Source organism: Tunicatimonas pelagia, assembly GCF_030506325.1.
Classification (GTDB): domain Bacteria; phylum Bacteroidota; class Bacteroidia; order Cytophagales; family Cyclobacteriaceae; genus Tunicatimonas; species Tunicatimonas pelagia.
Window position 1 is genome coordinate 5,396,975 of the sequence record NZ_CP120683.1, and the last position, 16,723, is coordinate 5,413,697.

13 protein-coding genes are annotated in these 16,723 nt (G+C 44.1%); 5 read left to right on the plus strand and 8 right to left on the minus strand.

Going from position 1 to position 16,723, the window contains the following annotated elements:
* Positions 1-131: 131 nt before the first annotated feature.
* The 3 genes from P0M28_RS23070 to P0M28_RS23080 are packed head-to-tail and all read left to right on the plus strand — an operon-like array spanning position 132 to position 5,287.
* Positions 132-2,336 carry a peptidase domain-containing ABC transporter gene (locus P0M28_RS23070; protein ID WP_302205474.1) on the plus strand — a complete coding sequence of 735 codons (2,205 nt, stop codon included), beginning with the start codon at positions 132-134 and terminating at the stop codon, positions 2,334-2,336.
* A 10-nt stretch (positions 2,337-2,346) separates the two neighbouring features.
* Entirely contained in the window at positions 2,347-3,708 is a 1,362-nt protein-coding gene (locus tag P0M28_RS23075) for an HlyD family secretion protein (RefSeq protein WP_302205476.1), read from the plus strand.
* Between the two features lie 34 nt (positions 3,709-3,742).
* Positions 3,743-5,287 (plus strand): TolC family protein, encoded by a 1,545-nt coding sequence (locus tag P0M28_RS23080; RefSeq protein ID WP_302205478.1) that lies wholly within the window; start codon positions 3,743-3,745, stop codon positions 5,285-5,287.
* A 70-nt stretch (positions 5,288-5,357) separates the two neighbouring features.
* On the opposite strand, the gene P0M28_RS23085 is transcribed toward P0M28_RS23080, so the two are convergent.
* From P0M28_RS23085 to rsfS, 5 genes are all read right to left on the minus strand, one after another.
* Entirely contained in the window at positions 5,358-5,747 is a 390-nt protein-coding gene (locus P0M28_RS23085; RefSeq protein WP_302205480.1) for a T9SS type A sorting domain-containing protein, read from the minus strand.
* A gap of 81 nt (positions 5,748-5,828) precedes the next feature.
* Positions 5,829-6,623 (minus strand): hypothetical protein, encoded by a 795-nt coding sequence (locus P0M28_RS23090; protein ID WP_302205482.1) that lies wholly within the window; start codon positions 6,621-6,623, stop codon positions 5,829-5,831.
* On the minus strand, positions 6,598-7,386 hold the full coding sequence (locus P0M28_RS23095; protein ID WP_302205484.1) for a UDP-2,3-diacylglucosamine diphosphatase: 789 nt from the start codon (positions 7,384-7,386) through the stop codon (positions 6,598-6,600). Before P0M28_RS23095 ends, P0M28_RS23090 begins: the two co-directional genes overlap by 26 nt.
* Before the next feature lie 80 nt (positions 7,387-7,466).
* Positions 7,467-9,557, minus strand: coding sequence for an ATP-dependent zinc metalloprotease FtsH (gene ftsH / locus P0M28_RS23100; RefSeq protein ID WP_302205485.1), 2,091 nt, complete (start codon positions 9,555-9,557; stop codon positions 7,467-7,469).
* Between the two features lie 67 nt (positions 9,558-9,624).
* The gene (rsfS, locus tag P0M28_RS23105; protein ID WP_302205486.1) at positions 9,625-9,999 is read right to left on the minus strand and encodes a ribosome silencing factor; all 375 of its coding nucleotides are present in this window, start codon (positions 9,997-9,999) and stop codon (positions 9,625-9,627) included.
* Between the two features lie 53 nt (positions 10,000-10,052).
* On the opposite strand from rsfS, the gene P0M28_RS23110 reads away from it, so the two are divergent.
* Positions 10,053-10,811 carry a biotin--[acetyl-CoA-carboxylase] ligase gene (locus P0M28_RS23110; protein WP_302205487.1) on the plus strand — a complete coding sequence of 253 codons (759 nt, stop codon included), beginning with the start codon at positions 10,053-10,055 and terminating at the stop codon, positions 10,809-10,811.
* A 28-nt stretch (positions 10,812-10,839) separates the two neighbouring features.
* On the opposite strand, the gene P0M28_RS23115 is transcribed toward P0M28_RS23110, so the two are convergent.
* Together P0M28_RS23115 and P0M28_RS23120 are read right to left on the minus strand one after the other, a co-directional pair.
* Positions 10,840-12,441: a Gfo/Idh/MocA family protein gene (locus P0M28_RS23115; protein ID WP_302205488.1), complete on the minus strand. Its 1,602-nt coding sequence runs from the start codon at positions 12,439-12,441 to the stop codon at positions 10,840-10,842.
* A gap of 32 nt (positions 12,442-12,473) precedes the next feature.
* Positions 12,474-12,995 carry a DoxX family membrane protein gene (locus P0M28_RS23120; RefSeq protein ID WP_302205490.1) on the minus strand — a complete coding sequence of 174 codons (522 nt, stop codon included), beginning with the start codon at positions 12,993-12,995 and terminating at the stop codon, positions 12,474-12,476.
* A 170-nt stretch (positions 12,996-13,165) separates the two neighbouring features.
* On the opposite strand from P0M28_RS23120, the gene ahcY reads away from it, so the two are divergent.
* Positions 13,166-14,473 carry an adenosylhomocysteinase gene (gene ahcY, locus P0M28_RS23125; RefSeq protein ID WP_302205492.1) on the plus strand — a complete coding sequence of 436 codons (1,308 nt, stop codon included), beginning with the start codon at positions 13,166-13,168 and terminating at the stop codon, positions 14,471-14,473.
* A gap of 71 nt (positions 14,474-14,544) precedes the next feature.
* On the opposite strand, the gene P0M28_RS23130 is transcribed toward ahcY, so the two are convergent.
* A complete protein-coding gene (locus tag P0M28_RS23130) occupies positions 14,545-16,506 on the minus strand; it encodes an OmpA family protein (RefSeq protein WP_302205493.1) in 1,962 nt (653 codons plus the stop codon).
* Positions 16,507-16,723: the final 217 nt, after the last annotated feature.

The following is a 16,723-nucleotide window of genomic DNA, read 5'->3' on the forward strand; positions in this document are numbered from 1 at the left end:
AAAAACTTGTATCATAGTAGTAGATGCAAGTTTTTCTTTTATAAAGATATAATAGTATTAGAGCTTTTTATAATAGTAAACCTTTCATTACATCCTCCGTATATCATAAAGATTTCTGAAAATATCGGTTTATGGATACCCGACAGATTACCTCCCTGCTTCATAATTTCTCGGATTCACTCAAGCACGAACACTCCCTACCTGAACTCGAGGACATCGTGACCAATGTGTGTCCCGTGTGCCCTACATCGATCGATGATTTTATCAGCGATCTTTCGGAAGCGGGGGAGCGGATGCAACTTGTGTTTATCTCTAACAGTATTGCCCAAGACAAGTTTCAGGATTTTGTCAAGGATGCTGACTTTCCAATTTTACTGTTTCAGCGCGAGAAGGGTGATGAGTCTGATAATTTTGAGCCAGTGTTTGTACGGCTCAACGAAAAGCTGGAGCACGTAGCGGCCCGGGTGACTGATGATGGTTCCCTTGAGCCTGTAGTGGTAAGTAGTCTATCCAGTAATCTGTATCTTGACGAAAACGATGAAGTAGTGTTCGTCACGGCTTTTCCGTTTCATAGCACCGTTGGAAAAAAAGAAGATAAGGAGAACCCCACTCCGGTGCAGCGGTTCATTAGACTGCTGGCGCCCGAGCGAAAAGACATCTTTTACGTTTATGTTTACGCCATAGCAGTAGGTATCATTAGCCTTTCCCTGCCGCTGGGAACCCAAGCAATTGTTGGGTTTATTGCCGGAGGAATGTGGTTTAATTCGGTGGTACTGCTCATTGCATTGGTAATTGTGGGTATACTGGTATCAGGGGTATTGCAGATTATGCAGATTTCTATGGTGGAGATTTTGCAACGTCGAGTTTTTGCCAAAACAGCTTTTGAGTTTGCCTACCGCATTCCCAAAATCAATGCTGAGGCCCTGTTTAAGTACCATACCCCCGAGCTGATTAACCGCTTTTTTGATATTCTGACCGTACAAAAAGGCCTTCCTAAGATACTGATTGACCTTTCAACGGCACTGTTACAAATTCTTTTCGGGTTAATTCTGCTGTCTTTCTATCATCCGTTTTTCGTTTTCTTTGCCTTGTTATTGGTGGCAATACTGGTCGCTATATTCTACTTCACCGGAGCCAAAGGGCTAGATTCGTCTATTATTGAATCGAAGTACAAATACAAAGTGGCGTATTGGCTAGAGGAATTAGGGCGCGCTCTATCTTCCTTCAAGGTAGCGGGCACCACTCGCTTGCCAATAAAGAAGGCCGATTATAATGTTAACCAATATCTCTTACACCGCAAGGTACACTTCGGCGTGCTGATTCGTCAGTTCTCTTTTATTGTTATGTTCAAAGTGCTTATTACGGCGGGCGTTTTGGTATTGGGTACAATTTTGGTAATTGACCGACAGATTACATTGGGGCAGTTTGTAGCTTCTGAACTGATTATTGTGCAGGTAATTGGGGCCGTAGAAAAGATTATTATTAACCTGGACACGGTTTACGATGTACTTACTGCAGTAGACAAAATCGGTAAAGTAACTGATAAGCCCTTGGAGAACCAAATGGGAGTGCGTTTGCCCAAAACGTACTTTGATAAAGGAATTGAGGTTGACATACAAAACCTGAATTACAACTACCCTGGCTACGATAAAAAGGTACTTAAAGAAATAAACCTAACAATGAAGCCGGGTGAACGTATCTGTATTACTGGGCACTCTGGCAGTGGTAAATCTACGTTGGTCAATATTATTGATGGCATTTACCCTTCTTATAAAGGAGTGGTAACGTACAACAATGTATCGCTTAGTGATATTGACGTGAATTTTCTTAGAGATCATATTGCCAAAAATGTGTCGCAGGAGGATATCTTTGATGGTACGGTGTTAGAAAATATTTTGCTTGGTAAGTCCAACGCTACTTACCAAACGGCGATTGAAGCGATTGAAGCAGTTGGTGCTACCGACGAAATCAATCAATTACCTGAAGGACTGCATACTCCGTTGGTGAGTGGTGGAAAAACTCTCTCTACCGGACTGGCTCACAAAATCACTCTGGCTCGCTGTATTGCTAAGAAACCGAAAGTTATTATCCTGAACGATTTCTTTTTCTTCTTCGAGCAATCAGTAAAAGAGCGTTTGATTCGTTACTTAACTGATGCTAAGCACAGCTGGACATTGATTACAGTATCTACTGATCCGGTTATTTTAACTAATTGTACCCGGGTAATTGTATTGAAAGAGGGAGCGATAGTTACCCAGGGTACTTACGACGAAGTGAGCAAAGACCCTCATTTTCAAGAAATTATTGACCACGATATTAGACCAATTACTTCTTAATTGAAAAATAATGAGAAAAGCGATTTTTCCTCAACCTGACCACCTATCCCAGCTGGAGTCTATGAATGTGCTCCAGTCGCCTCGGGCGGGACGCGTGCTGGCTAAGTGGCTGGGTGGGGTTGGTATATTTTTGTTTCTGGTGCTGTTTCTGCCCTGGCAGCAGAACATTAACGCTACTGGCGAGGTCACTGCACTTTCGCCGGAGAACCGTCCTCAGACAATTCAGAGTGCTATTCCGGGGCAGATTACCAACTGGCTGGTAAACGAAGGTGAATACGTACAAGAAGGGGATACGATTCTTACAATCCGGGATGTGAAAGATAAGTTCTTTGATCCTCAGCTTCTTCCTCGTTTACAAGAACAAATTGAGGCAAAGGTAGCCAGTATTGACGCTAAAGAACAAAAAGCTGAGGCGCTGGAACGCCAGATTGCGGCTTTGCGCGACGCACTACGGTTAAAGCTTAAACAAGCCAGAAATAAAGTAAGGCAGAGCGAATTGAAAGTTGTGAGTGATAGTACTGATTTTATAGCTGAAGGGGTAAATGCCAATATTGCCGATAATCAGTTTGAGCGACAGCAAGTGCTGTACGATGAGGGGCTAAAATCACTGACGGAACTACAGCAGAAGGAACAGAAAGCCCAGCAGGCTCAAGCAAAGCTGATCTCTAGTGAGAATAAGTTTTATGCTACGCAGAATGAGCTGTATAACGCCCAAATTGAGCTGAACTCAATTGAAGCTGATTATCTAGAGAAAATTAGTAAGGCCGAGTCAGACTTAAGCCTCACTCGAGCTGAACTAGCCGAAGCAGCGGGTAGCCTGATTAAGCAACGGAATGAATACGCCAATGTGGAAGAGCGATTAGATCGCTACTCTATCATCGCTCCTCAGGATGGCTTTGTGGTGAAAGCGTTGAAAACAGGAATTGGTGAGACGATTAAAGAAGGGGAGGGAGTAGTAACGGTAATGCCCCGCAACCCCGATAAAGCGGTAGAACTATACGTAAGACCGATGGATGTGCCACTATTAGAAACAGGACGGCACGTTCGCTTAGAGTTTGATGGTTGGCCAGCCCTACAGTTCTCCGGTTGGCCTAGCGTAGCCGTAGGAACATTTGGTGGCATCGTTAAAGTAATAGATTTTGTGGAAACCGATGACAAAGCAGGGAAATACCGTATCTTAGTTACTCCTGACCCCTCTAATGACGGCGATTGGCCCGAACAACTACGGTTAGGTTCAGGAGTAAAGGGTTTTGCCATGCTGAACGATGTGCCACTATGGTACGAACTGTGGCGACTGTACAACGGGTTCCCGCCAAGTTTGGAGGCAGAACCAGATATGAAGAATGCAGATGTAAAAACCGCCTCCAAATAAACACGAAAGCACTATGCAACTTTTGGTTTAAAACATGATACTCTTGCAAAAGTATTTCTGCCTAAGAAAATTTGGAACAGCACTACTACTGGTCATCAGCCTGATGCAGGCTCTCTATGGCCAAATGGATTCAACTTTAGCCTCGCAAGACTCGCTGGTTGTGAAAGACCAGACATTTACCATAGATGACTTTTTCGGTCATATTCTTACCCATCACCCTTTGGTGAGAAGAGCGAACCTATTTGATGATCTGGCTTTCCAAGATCTGCGTATGGCGCGAGGAATGCTAGACCCGATAGCACAATCTGACTTTGCTATCAAAGACTACAAAGGCACTCGTTACTATCAGACGTGGGACAGCCGTTTGAAGATACCTATGTGGTTTCCAATTGACCTGGAAGTGGGTTACGAGCGAAATAATGGTAATTTTCTAAATCCTGAGCAACAGAATACTGAAGATGGATTAGTTTACGCTGGATTCTCGATACCCATAGGACGGGGGTTGTTTATCGATCAACGTCGGGCAGCGATCCGCCAGGCTCGGCTGATGCAAGATTTAGCCGAAGCTGATCAGGTAAAAGAAATTAATAAACTCCTATTTGACGCCGCTAAATCTTACTGGGATTGGTACTACGCTTATCAAGAATACGAGATTATTAGCGAGATAGAAGATGCCGCTCTTTTACGCTACAACGGTGTAGTACGGCAGGTAATTAATGGCGATGTTGCTCCATTTGACTCGTTAAAAGCATTTATCAACTATCAGGAGCGGGATAACCAACGGCTGCAGGCGCAACTCGACCTAGAAAATGCTCGGTTAGCTGTATCGGTATTCCTCTGGGCAGGTACAGAAGAAGAAGAGACTAACGTGCTACCGCTGGAGTTGGCCGAAAATACTTGGCCCGTGCTGGGCGAAAGTGAAGCAGTTAACATTGAGGTATTGGCTGCGCTACAAGAGCTGGCAATGGAAGCTCACCCTGAGCTGCAAAAGATCACGGCCAAATTCCAGCAAACAGAAATTGACCGACGTTTGGCTCTAGAGTTTCTTAAACCTCAAATTGATCTGAAATATAATTTTTTGAGTGAAACCGTATCCGAGCTTAGGCCTTCTAATGGTAACGGAAATGGAAACGGCAACGACCAACCCTTTTTCTTTAATGACTACACGGCTGGCGTACAGTTTTACTTTCCTCTCTTTTTACGAAAGGAGCGGGGAAAGCTGGCTCAGACGAATATCAAGCTAGAGCAGTTGTATTTTGAGCAATCGTACCAACGACAGCTCATTGCCAACGGAGTGTTGACTACGTACAACACCTTAGAAAATCTAGCCGAAATCATCGACCAGCAGACGCGGATGGTCGATTACTACAGTCAATTACTGAATGGCGAACTTCGTAAATTTGAGTTTGGGGAAAGCTCTATATTTTTGATCAATACTCGGGAAACTGAATTACTAGATGCTCGGATTAAACTACTGAAGCTGCAAACCCAGCGGGAAAAGACCAATGCTGAACTGTACTACGAAGCGGGAGTGCCTAACCTTAGTCTGACAGCAACCGATACCGATGGGATCGAGTAAAAGTTTGTAGTGTTATAGTCAGGCGACTTTTTGAGTTTTAAATCCCGAATAAGCCTCATTTCTCATGAGCTCAGAGTGCTACAATACTCTTGGTTTTATTAACGCTTTCGTTGCCAATCTCAATAATAAAAAAATTTGACTTGTAGTCCGATAGATCAAGCTCTTTGCGTAAAAATCCTCGAATTCGTACGGCATCTTCGTATAAGAGATTACCGATAACATCGTAGACGCGAATCTTTAGATCCGTGCGAGGGCTACCCGAAATATTAATTTCAAACTTACCATCAGAAATAGATTCCAGTTTAAAATCAAATGATTGATTTAGTATGTTTCGGGAGTAGTTTAGCCGGTTTTCAATAGGTGTGGCAGGAGAAGAGAACAAGGAAGTATCAATACTTGGAACCAAAGTGTCGCGATGGGGTGCTATTTCTTGCCCAACCACCTCCACACTAAGCAGCATGCTTGCAAGTATTGCTACCCGGCTAAGGTAGGAACGTACAGTACGGTGGCCGAATGTATTAAGTAGTGTCAGCAAAATAGGTCATTCTTGATTTTGGTCTACCATTGAATACGTGTACCAAAAACGTTCCGAATACCCGTGAAGATATTCTTTTTCTACCAAAATTTTACGAATATTTTTTTCTGCTGGCATCGGCAGCTGCCGGATAGTCCCTGAGTACAGGTGAATAAAATGGATATAATCACCAGAAAGAAAGTAAGCTTCATCGTTAAGAAACTGAATCGGATGGTCAGAAGATAAAGGTCGTTGAGATAGAAAGTTACCGAAAAGATCAAAAATCAATAGCTGCTCATCAGTTTGAATATAGATTCTGTTTTGGTATTCCCGCAGTAGGTGCACCTGGTTTTCGGATGAAAAATACCACTGTAAAGATGCAGATAGCGTGTTTTCGGCGAGCTGCGGATTATATTTATTCAGAATCAGATCAGCAGAAATATACCATACTTGCTGGTCGGCACTAAGTGTGGCGTTACCCAGTGTAATTTCAGGAAGCGAAATAGTAGAAACCTCGCTAAGGTTCTGATCTAGTACGGTAAGCATTTGTTGAAAAGGGAAATAGGCTTGTATTCGGAGCGTTTGCCAGGGTAGTAAAAACGGGACTTCTAAATTACTAGGTTGGTGAACACGAAGAGTGTCACCCTGCCGATTATACTGCATAATTACTCCTTGTGCATTGGCAACATAAAGCCGATTATGCGGGGAGCTAGCTACTGATTCGGGCAAAGCAAGAGCAAAGCTGTCTTCAAGTTGCCACGACTGCGCCGATAAAGAGTAGGGGAATAGCCATAAGCTAACCTTGAAAAGTACGTAGCTCAAACGTTTTACCATTTAAAACCCCATAATGCGGTTGAGTAATCCATTCTCCTAGGTTATAATAACGGCTCTCTGGGTTCAATGGTATATCGAGCGGTAGGTGGCGATGGCCAAACACGTAGTAATCGTGGTGCGTATTTGCTTCAATCTCTCGGCAGTAATGGTAAATCCATTCGTGCTCCTTGCCCCGAAATAATTCATCTTTTTTCTCATTGCTCTTACGGCTGCTTCTTGACCAAGAGTTAGCGAAAGCAATACCTAAGTCGGGATGAATAAGGCTAAAAAGGACTTGGCCAATTTTAGCTGTAAAGATTTTTTTTAGGAATTTATACGTTCTATCACCCGGCCCCAATCCATCACCGTGCCCAATATGAAGATGCGTATTATTAACCTGTATCGAGATCGGCTGACGAACTACGGGTACACCAAGTTCGTGCTCAAAGTAATCAAACATCCACAAGTCATGATTACCAGTAAAAAGAACAACAAAAATTCCTCGTTCTAGTAGCTGAATTAGCTTGCTTTGAAGGTGTAAAAAGCCTTTAGGAACTACGTGCCGATATTCAAACCAAAAATCAAAAATATCGCCTAATAGAAATAAACCATGAGCATCAGAACGAATTGTCTCCAACCAACGCACAATGGTTTGCTCCCGCTGCTTACTTTGGCGAAAATTGGGGGCACCTAAATGAAAATCAGAAGCAAAGTATAACTTTTTTTCAGCAGGAAGTTGAATAGGGCTTAATAAGTCCGTACTGGAAATCATACGAGCAAAAGTAAGGAGAGCTAGGGCAATAAAAAAGGGCTGATGAACAGCCCTTTTTTCTATGTACTACTATTTTAAGACTAAGGATTTCCTTTCGCTTCAGCCGCCGTAGTCTCTTCCGAAGAAGCGGCTGCTTTCTCCGAAGATGCTACGTCAGGTGATGTGGCGTGGCCATTGGAGGATTTTATGTCTTCGTTCTCCTTCGAGTCGTCTTTTTTCTCTTCCTCCTGCGTATATTCTTGATAGGAGGTAGGTCGGGCAAACGGACGCTTTCCAATAAGGTTCTCCAAGTCGTTCTGGAAAAGAATCTCCTTATCTAATAGCTGTTTGGCTAAAGCCTCCAGTTGATCGCGCTTATCGATTAGCAGTTTCTTGGTGCGCTCGTACGCTCGTTCAATAAGTTGGCGCACTTCTTCGTCGATAGTTTGAGCGGTAGCTTCCGAGTATGGCTTGGTAAAATTATAGTCCGGTTGGCGGGAATCGTAGAAAGATACATTTCCTAGCTTCTCATTCATACCGTAAACGGTAACCATGCTGTACGCCATTTTAGTGATTCGCTCCAGGTCATTCTGAGCACCAGTAGATATCTTGCCAAAAACCACCTCTTCTGCTGCTCGTCCTCCCAATGCCATACACATTTGGTCGAGCATTTGCTCGGTACGATACAAGAATTGCTCTTTAGGCAGATACTGAGCGTAACCTAAAGCAGCTACTCCCCGGGGAACAATACTTACTTTCACCAAAGGGTCAGCGTGTTCTAAGAACCATCCGGCTACAGCATGGCCGGCTTCATGATAAGCTACAATCTCCTTTTCTTCCGGTGAGATAATCTTGTTCTTTTTCTCTAACCCACCAATCACCCGGTCAATGGCATCATGGAAGTCCTGCGTCTCAATAACCTTTTTATCTCTTCGCGCAGCAATTAGCGCAGCCTCGTTACAAATATTAGCAATTTCGGCACCTGCAAAACCAGGAGTTTGCGCCGCTAGCTTTTTAGGGTTGATATCTTTGGAGGTCTTGAGCGGTTTTAGGTGTACCTTAAAGATTGCCTCTCGTCCTACAATATCCGGTTTGTCAATAGATATTTGTCGATCAAATCGTCCGGGGCGTAACAAAGCAGAATCCAGTACATCAGGGCGGTTGGTGGCTGCTAGAATAATCACGCCTGAGTCGGTAGAGAAACCATCCATTTCGGCCAGCAGCGAGTTAAGGGTGTTTTCTCGCTCATCGTTAGAGCCGGGCATGGCTCCCTTTCCTCGGGCACGGCCTACGGCATCAATTTCATCAATAAAAATAATACAGGGAGCTTTTTCTTTGGCTTGCTTAAATAAATCGCGCACCCGGGCGGCACCCACCCCCACAAACATTTCTACAAAGTCAGAACCAGATAGTGAGAAGAAGGGAACGCCCGCTTCACCCGCTACTGCCTTGGCCAATAGAGTTTTACCAGTACCAGGAGTACCGATAAGCAATGCCCCTTTCGGGATTTTACCACCCAAGTTGGTGTACTTGGAGGGATTTTTTAGAAAATCTACAATCTCCCGAACTTCCTCCTTCGCTTCATCCAGACCAGCCACATTATCAAACGTGACATTTACCTTATTTTCCGCATCGAACAGTGCTGCCCGAGATTTTCCAATGTTAAATATTTGCCCACCGGGGCCACCTCCTCCGGCCATTCGCCGCATTAAGAACCAGAAACCAAACAGTAGTAAGAACAAAAATCCCCACTGGAACAGCCAGCCCACCACATCGGAGCGCTTTTCTACTTTGTAGCCAATTTGCTCATTTCTTGGCAAGTCTTCTTGCGCTTCATTAAAATCTTCTACAAATACCTCAGTATTAGCTATTTGCAAGCGATAATGCGGGCCTGACGTTAGAGGGAACGGGTTGCGCTCTTCCTGCTCATTACGATACTCAGGTTTTTGCAATGCTTCCTGACTCAATGTAATCTCTACTACATTTTGCTGATCAATAAGCACTACTTCCTTTACATCACCTTCGCTCAACATTTTATCAAAGCGACGCTGGGTAATTTCTATAGTAGAGTTACTTTTATTGAAGTACGTAACCCCCAGAATTAACGCTAGTAATGTTACGATAATCCATATCGGATAATTGGGCCGTTGCGGGGGCTTCGGCATCATTTTTTTCTTCTTAGAATCTGCCATCTATTTGTTAATCTCCTTATTCTGAATGAAATGCAATTTAGTTAAACTTAACTACGAACGCATACTTTTACTGCAAAGTTTTAAGCGATATGTTGGAATCTACGTGGGTAATTACCGCATCGCCCCAAAGTTCTTCTAATGCAAAAAACTCCCGGCGGTCGTGCGTGAAAATGTGGGCTACTACATTTACGTAGTCGAGCAGCATCCATTCCCGGTTTTCTTTGCCTTCTCGGTGCCAGGGATTCTCTCCCGTTCTTTCCTTTATTTCTTTTTCTATGGAGTCGGTAATTGCGTCCAGTTGCGTGTCAGAATTACCGGAGCAAATGACAAAGAAATCGGCTACTGCATTTTTTACTTTTCTCAAATCCAGTTTTACAATATCTTCGGCTTTCTTTTCCTGCATTCCGAATACCATTATGTCACTAAGTTCCTTAGAATTCATGCACGTATTGTTCGTTTAAGTGTTAGACGGGTAAAGTACTAAAATATTTGACCTTGAAATCATTTTCTTTTACAACGTCCCAACTGGGCAAACAGTTATTTTATTACGAAAGCTGCGACTCTACCAATAAAGTGGCTACGCAACTGGTTCAGCAAAACAAAGCCGAACACGGGGCGGTGATCTTTTCGGAGTTTCAGACCCAAGGGCGGGGGCAACAGCAAAAGAGCTGGGAGTCAGCCCCCGGCGACAATTTGACTTTCTCGTTAGTATTATTTCCCAATCTGGCAGTGAAGCACTTTTTTCGGTTAAATATACTGGTTTCGTTGGCCGTAGCCGAAGCCTTGAATAATTGGGTAAAAGACAAAATGAGGATCAAGTGGCCAAATGATATTTTTTATCACGATCAAAAGCTGGGAGGGATACTAATCCAAAATAATTTGCAGGGAACGTACGTAAAATCATCGGTAATTGGGATCGGACTCAATGTAAACCAACTTCATTTTAATCATCCGCGAGCTATTTCTCTAGCTAATATCCGCAATCAAATTATTCATCGAGAGAAGTTATTAAACGAAATTCTGGTGCGCTTAGAAAACTTTTTAGGGGAATTATCGACAAGTGACTTGACTAAATTAGCAAGAAAATACGATGCTAGCCTCTACGGAAAAGGTGAGAAAAGGAGGTTTGAAGATAACAAAGATCAGTTTGAGGGAGTAATAACCGGAGTGGATGAGCGCGGACGGTTAGTGATTGAAGTAGAAAACGAACCTCGCTACTACAATTTTCACGAGGTTCGCTATCACTGGGACTAAAAAAGAATATTAAGACATACTTCAAGTTCTAGGCTGAAGTCACTAATGGTTCTGCTACATCAATAATACGGCGGGCTTGAGCGTCCCACTCTATGCGCTGCCCGGTTTTGTAGGATAGGGTCGCCATGTGCGCGGATATTGCCTCTTCAAATCCCTCCTTTATTCCGCAGCTAGGTTGACCGCCATTGCGGATACAGCTAAGCCACTCCCGAATATGCAGGTACGTTGAATCCACTCGTTTGCCATCTCGATAGGTATACAGTAATCCTTTATCGGCGAAATATTTAGCAGTGGCTGAGGTAACCCCATCAACTCCTTCTCGCCCGGGAGTGTAGGCGTACAGTGGAACGTTGGGGTCAATGGTATCGTCCGCTAGCATCTCCTGGTAGCGAGTTGAGCGAGGATCAGCGTAAATGGTTAAACTATTACCCAGTTCCATTGTAGCATCATGGCCCATTAGTAGGGTAGGGCGACTGTGCTGATTGCCCAAAGAAGCCGAGTACAGGAAGGTCATGCCCTTTTCTTTACCGGGATCCTGCGTAGAACCAGTAGAATAATCCGGGTATTCCATATTCACCTGAAACACATCGGGCACTTCGCGTCCGTCGCGGTGGGTATACACTCCGCCGGAGGCTGTGACGTACTTCGGTATGCCCATTTCTAAAAGGCAGTTGATCCGGTCGTAATCGTGCGTGAGCAAGTCGCCGGATAATCCGGTACCGTAGGCCCACCACTTTCTCCATCGGAAGAAATGCTCTTTATTAAACGGAATGCTGGGGGCAGGCCCTAAAAATTGCTTCCAGTCGATGGTGGATGGACTAGCTGCTTCGTGAATGTTGTACTGCCAAGCCCCGTTATCAGAATTCCGATTGGTACACGCCTGGATGAGCGAAACATGGCCTAGCACATTTTTCCGAATAGCATCTTGAGCCGTTAAGAAACTTTGGGTTTGCCGGTGCTGGTGCCCTACCTGAAAAACAATGTCTGACTGGGTTACTGCATCGTAAAGATCGTAGGTCTCCTGAATTTTATGCGTCATACACTTTTCAACGTACACGTGCTTACCCGCTTGAGCAGCAGCAATAGCCATGGGAGCGTGCCAGTGGTCAGGAGTGGCAATAATAACGGCATCGATATCAGGACTGGCCAACATTTCTTGGTAAGTACGGTAACGCTTAGGTGTATTCTGATCGGTTTTTACCGTTTCCATTGCTTCTTCGGCTCGCACATCAAACAAGTCGCAAACCCCAGTGTACTGAATGTTTAAGCTTTCCTGTTCCAGAAAATCTTGTAAGCGGGTATCGTTACTATTTTTTTGAGCGGCTTCTTTCATGTTAGTAAGCCATTCGGCGGTGGCAAACCCAGAAGCTTTAACCAGTTGCTTACCTCGAATGCCAAATCCAATAATACCAACACGAATGGGAGTACCAGCCATAGAGCCGGTGGGCGGAGGAAGCGATGCTTTAATATCCAGTTCGTTCAGTATTTCTTCTTTCACACTTCGGTCGTAGCTCTGTTTGGCAGCGGCACTGGCCCAGAAAGCCCCAAGCACAGGTACGGTGGCCATTCCCTTAATAATATCGCGACGGGTAATACCGCTAGATTGATTGTTTGAGTTATCAGGTGTCATAAGATGATGGATTTGTAGTGATGGTTGAGTTACTAAGCCGCGACTTCTTCAGGCGACGACTGTCTTCTTCGCTGAGTGTAGCTTCGCATGAGTCGATCCAGACCGATAATATGGCTGGTAGGAAAAACGTAGAGCACCGCCATCGCAAATAGCTCAATAAGGTTTTTATTTACCCACAGATAGCTGCCTTCGCTGGGAAGCGCATACTCAGCACCAATAAACGGGGGGTGTGATAAGTAGTACAAACCTAGCAAAACCATTCCGCCGATAAGGGCTGCTTGGGTAAGAAAACCCACGAGTAAGCTTAGCCCGACTGCTACTAGTCCCCAGGTGTTGAGGAAATCTACCGCTGCCATAAGACTGGGGTTGGCTGCAATGGTCTCGAACATAGGAGCAAACCAACCTTGCGAATCGTTTAAGTAGCCTGCAGCCGACCAACTGGGACTATACAATTTGACTACTCCTTCGTACAAGAAGTGCCAACCAATTAAAACCCGTAAAATAACCAGTACATTGAGTTGCGGGGGCGAAAGCGAAGAGATAGCCGTTTTCATGATGGTAGTGATTAGTAGTAAAGATTCCCAAAAGTTCCGTATTCTACTACCTAAAAAAAATGATTTGAATCAGGTTATTGGTTGATTTATTGCCGAGAGTAAGCAATATGGTTTCTTCTTTCCAAGTTAATGTGCTAATTTTGCCCGCAAATTTAAAACATACGAGAAGCATGGTTGAAGAACAAAGAATCCGTTACAAAGTAAAAGACATTTCTCTGGCTGCCTGGGGAAGAAAAGAAATTCGCTTGGCTGAAGCTGAGATGCCGGGCCTAATGTCTATTCGGGAAGAATATGGACCACAACAACCGCTAAAAGGGGCGCGAATTGCGGGCTGCTTACATATGACTATCCAGACGGCAGTGCTGATTGAAACTTTGGTAGAACTGGGGGCGGAAGTGACTTGGTCGTCGTGTAATATTTTCTCTACGCAGGATCACGCCGCTGCCGCTATTGCTGAAGCAGGTATACCGGTGTTTGCCTGGAAAGGTATGACCGAAGAAGAATTTGATTGGTGTATTGAGCAAACCTTATTTTTTGGTGAAGACCGCCAGCCACTAAACATGATTCTGGATGATGGTGGGGATTTAACCAATATGGTGCTGGATCGCTATCCGGAAATGGTAGAAGGTATTCGGGGAATCTCGGAAGAAACTACCACCGGGGTACACCGCTTGTACGAGCGCATGAAGAAAGGAACCTTGCCTTTACCCGCAATCAACATTAACGATTCGGTTACTAAATCTAAATTTGATAATAAGTACGGCTGTAAAGAATCGTTAGTAGATGCTATCCGCCGGGCTACCGACCTGATGCTAGCCGGAAAAGTAGCGGTAGTAGCGGGTTACGGCGATGTGGGAAAAGGTTCAGCCCAATCGCTTCGCGGAGCAGGAGTGCGAGTAATCGTGACCGAGATTGATCCAATTTGTGCGCTACAGGCGGCGATGGACGGTTTTGAAGTAAAGAAAATGGATAATGCGATTCCTCGCGCTGATATTATTGTGACCGCTACCGGAAATAAAGATATTGTAGCCGCCCGTCATTTCAAGCAGATGAAAGATAAAGCCATCGTTTGTAATATCGGTCACTTTGATAACGAGATTGACGTAGCTTGGTTAAAAGAAAATGCCGAACGCGATGAGATTAAGCCTCAGGTAGATTTGTACCGAATGGCCAATGGCAACGAGATTATTCTGCTGGCCGAAGGCCGATTAGTCAACTTAGGAGTAGCTACCGGGCACCCGTCATTTGTAATGTCTAACTCATTTACCAACCAAGTACTGGCGCAGATTGAGTTGTGGAAGCATACTGATAAGTACGAAAATGCGGTGTATATGCTGCCTAAGCACTTAGACGAAAAGGTAGCGGAGCTGCATTTGGAAAAAATCGGAGTAGAACTGGATACGCTATCGGAAGAGCAAGCCGAATATATTGGCGTAACGGTGAAAGGGCCATTTAAGCCTGATTATTACCGCTACTAGGGTGATGAGTAATGAATAATGATTAATGATTAATGAGTGGTAATCATTCATTAGTCATCAATCATTACTCATTAAAACGTGAGTGTGGGCAGTAAGCCTTTTTTCTTCTCTTCAATCTTTTCGTGTACTGATAGGATTTCAATCTCAGTACGACGATTAATCTCTCTACCACCAAATTCGTCATCGTTAGAAACTAGCGGGCGGGTCTCACCAAATCCCTTAGCAACTACTTGGGCTTCGGTGGTTCCGTACTGAAGTAGGTAGCTAGCCACTGCCTTAGCGCGTTGTTCGGAAAGCTTCTGGTTATAATCTGCCTCGCCTACATTGTCGGTATGGCCATTGATCTGAATTTTCAGATTTGGATTTGCCTTTAATAGTTCGTGAACTCGATCAAGCTCCGAAATAGACTCCTGCTTGATAGACGCTTTACCCGTATCGAAAAAGATGTTTTTCAGAATAGTTACTGATCCTACTACTGCTTTATCTAGTTGAATGGCTCGTTTAATCTCTTTTCTGCCCTTTAATTGATCCGCCCCAAAGTTGGTGGAATAGAATAGGTAACCCTCCGCTTCTACAATAAGTCCGAAATTCTCCCCTTCCGGAATAGAAATTTTGAACTCTCCCGTAGAAGGATCGGAATATTGGCGATCAATAATGATATTTTTACGGTTATCAGATAAAATGAGCTCGGCAGCAACCGGGTTACCAGAACCAGCATCAGTCACTTTTCCAATAAAGTACGTAGTGTTTTTAACTGGGGCAGCCGCTACTGGTTTAGGTGCTGCCTTCTTCGGCTTCATGTTAATTACGTACAGGTCGTTTCCTCCCATGCCATCTTCTCGGGCAGTAGCATAATAACCAAGGGCGTTATCAGCTGAGGTAACGAAGTAGATATCATCTTGAGCCGTGTTGATGGGGTAGCCCATATTAATGGGAGTACTCCACTTGCCTTGGTATTTTCGGCTTTGAAAGATATCGTAGCCCCCCATTCCCATATGCCCCTTCGAGCTAAAAAACAAAGATTTTCCGGAAGGATGAATAAAAGGAGCATCTTCATCGGCTTCGGTATTAATTTTTGGCCCTAGGTTTTCGGGTGGCCCCCATTCACCCCGCCGATCTTTGCGAGATACATATAGATCAAACCCACCAAACCCGCCTGGGCGGTTGCTTGAGAAGTATAGCTCATCGCCCGCTTGGTTTACCGAAACTGATAATTCCCGATAGGGCGAATTGACGTATTGGCTTACCGGAAGAGGTACAGACCATTCTTTATTCTGATAAGTAGAGAAGTAAATGTCACCGTCACCTTCGTCCACGTAAATAAACAGCGTTTTCCCGTCGGGCGAAATAGCGGCTCCACATTCGTGGTAGTGGGTGTTAATGTTAGTACTAATTTTCTCGGGAATCAGCCAGTCGCCCTTATTTCTTCTAACAATGTAGATATCTTCGTAGTAGTTATCGTCATAGGCTTTTTTACCCCCCGTAGAACCCTCGCGGCGAGAAGTAAAGATTAAAGATTTACCATCGGAAGTAATCAGCGGGGCGTAATCTTGGTTGTCGGAGTTCAACTTCTTGAGATTACGAATTTCTACATTTTTAGGATTGTTCACATATTCTATCCCGATATTACACTGCCGAATGTGTCGATCGACAGTATAGGTATTTTCAGCATTTTTACGGTAGTAATGAAAATACTCTAATGCTTTCTCAAACTGGTGATTGTACTGGTAGGCTAGCCCCAGATGAAAAACCAGGGTAGAGGTTGAATCTTGCGTGTTTTCGTAGACTTCTTCCAGAAAAGGCATAGCCCGGTGCTTGTACCTGCTCTTCAGATAAGCCAATCCAATTTTATAGGTAATAGAAAGATCATCGGGGGTAATATCAGCCGCTTTTTTGTAATTAATGGCCGCTTCGTAGTAAAAACCATGCTCATAATACTTGTCCGCAGTTTTGAGTAATCGCTTAACCGACTGGGCCTGTGCCACCCCGCTGAGCGATAAGCTGATAAGGAAAATAAGTATAAGCCTGGGCATTACAAATAGCACTTCATTTATATTATACAATAATAAATAAATATATTAATATATAATATTGTTTGATTTCATATACAGACATAAGTAATATATCGGAGGGAATAGCGTTTTTCTGCGAGGGTAGTATCAGGCGATTTTGGGCTGAAAGTTACGTGCAGATTACGTGTTGCTATAAATCTCAGTACTAATGCTAACTTTTCTTTGGAAGATATCTGGG

Bases quoted from the DNA above. Each gene is read 5' to 3' on its own strand.
- P0M28_RS23070 (WP_302205474.1), top strand. From the start codon at position 132: ATGGATACCCGACAGATTACCTCCCTGCTTCATAATTTCTCGGATTCA.
- P0M28_RS23075 (WP_302205476.1), top strand. From the start codon at position 2,347: ATGAGAAAAGCGATTTTTCCTCAACCTGACCACCTATCCCAGCTGGAG.
- P0M28_RS23080 (WP_302205478.1), top strand. From the start codon at position 3,743: ATGATACTCTTGCAAAAGTATTTCTGCCTAAGAAAATTTGGAACAGCA.
- P0M28_RS23085 (WP_302205480.1), bottom strand. From the start codon at position 5,747: ATGCTGCTTAGTGTGGAGGTGGTTGGGCAAGAAATAGCACCCCATCGC.
- P0M28_RS23095 (WP_302205484.1), bottom strand. From the start codon at position 7,386: ATGATTTCCAGTACGGACTTATTAAGCCCTATTCAACTTCCTGCTGAA.
- ftsH (WP_302205485.1), bottom strand. From the start codon at position 9,557: ATGGCAGATTCTAAGAAGAAAAAAATGATGCCGAAGCCCCCGCAACGG.
- rsfS (WP_302205486.1), bottom strand. From the start codon at position 9,999: ATGAATTCTAAGGAACTTAGTGACATAATGGTATTCGGAATGCAGGAA.
- P0M28_RS23115 (WP_302205488.1), bottom strand. From the start codon at position 12,441: ATGACACCTGATAACTCAAACAATCAATCTAGCGGTATTACCCGTCGC.
- P0M28_RS23120 (WP_302205490.1), bottom strand. From the start codon at position 12,995: ATGAAAACGGCTATCTCTTCGCTTTCGCCCCCGCAACTCAATGTACTG.
- ahcY (WP_302205492.1), top strand. From the start codon at position 13,166: ATGGTTGAAGAACAAAGAATCCGTTACAAAGTAAAAGACATTTCTCTG.
- P0M28_RS23130 (WP_302205493.1), bottom strand. From the start codon at position 16,506: ATGCCCAGGCTTATACTTATTTTCCTTATCAGCTTATCGCTCAGCGGG.